General features: G+C 69.7%; 1 protein-coding gene. It reads right to left on the bottom strand.

Going from position 1 to position 1,328, the window contains the following annotated elements; genetic code table 11:
* Positions 1 to 87: 87 nt before the first annotated feature.
* A partial coding sequence (locus tag ACIPIA_RS16465) for a M81 family metallopeptidase (protein ID WP_400511051.1) occupies positions 88 to 1,328 on the bottom strand: 1,241 nt, incomplete at its 5' end.

Here is a 1,328-nt window from a genome sequence, read left to right as displayed (position 1 = left end):
CGTGCGGCCTGCCTCAAGCAAGATGCGCCTGTTCCATGAGAGGAAACAGGCCTTTCGTCGCAGCGCTTCTCCCCGGCGCAAACGGCGTCAGGCCTCAGCGTGGATCGGAAAGACCGGCTTGCGCAAACGCGTATAGGGCAACCCCGCGATCCTGCTGGTGCAGGGGCCGGGCGTCGCCACGGTGAAGCTGCCCTTCGCGATCTTGTCGTAGGCTCGCCGGTGCGCCACCGCGGCCTTCACGCCGATGGCCTTCAGGGTCTCGGGATGGATGCCCTGCGAACGGAATTGGGCGAGATCGAAGGGGGGCGTCTTGCGGCTGCTCAGCAGGATGGTGACGCCCGCTGCCTCGACCACCACGCAAGGGCCCATGCTGAAGCGCGAGCCTTGCGAGGCGGCGAGATGGCTGTTCAGGTCCTCCAGAGCGAATTCGCCGTCGCTCGCGCTGACGAGGCGCACCGCGATCTCGACCGGACCCTCGGCGATGGTGCTGCCCTTGCCGCCGATGGACAGCATGCGGACCTCGCCCGGGCGGGCACCGGCCATGGCCGTCACGGCGGCCGGGTCCGCGATCGCCACCGCGCAGTTCTCGACACCGTGGCGCAGGAAAGCGCGCAGCACGGATGTGCCGTCCCCCGGCGCGCCGCCGCCGATGTTGTCGGCGGGCTCGACAATGAGAAAGGGGCCACCCGGCGAGCGCAGGATTTCCCGGACGGCATCGTCGATATCCCGTTCCGCGGGCAGGCCGAGCTCACGGAGTTCGACGGCGGTCTCGGTCAGGCGGGCGAGAGCGTCCCGCGCTTCCGCTTCCGGGCCGGTGAAGGCGACCGCGAAGGCGACGCCGGCCTCGGGCACGTCCGAAAAGGAATAGCCTCCCACGACGTTTGCGGCCCAGATCGCCGGATTCTCTGCCTCGACCTGCCGCGCCAGCGCCTCGAGGTCGCGCATCGGCCGGTCGGCCGTTCCGGTGCCGGTCGGCGGCCAGACCACGGGCGCATTGGTGCAGACCATGCGCGGCCGCACATCGTCGGTCAGTGCTCGCGCCAGCAGGCGGGCGGAGCGCACGGCGGATTCGCGGGCATCGCTATGGGGATTCTCGCGATAGGCGACGAGAGCATTGGCGTTCGCGGCCATCGCGGTGGTGAAATTGGCGTGCAGGTCGAAGACCCCGAACACTGGCAGCGTCTCGCAGCCGGGGACGGATCGGATATGGGCGAGGAGCACGCCTTCCGGATCAGGGCAGTCGGTCGTGACCATGGCGCCGTGCAGCGCAAGCCATATGCCGTCCAGGCCTTCGCCGGCGAGGGCCGCCCGGAGCCCCGCGTCGAACT

Origin of the sequence: Allobosea sp. CER48 (genome assembly GCF_044752385.1) — a bacterium.
Lineage (GTDB): Bacteria > Pseudomonadota > Alphaproteobacteria > Rhizobiales > Beijerinckiaceae > Allobosea.
The sequence above is the reverse complement of the archived record's forward strand: the minus strand, read 5'-3'. Positions and strand labels throughout refer to the sequence as shown.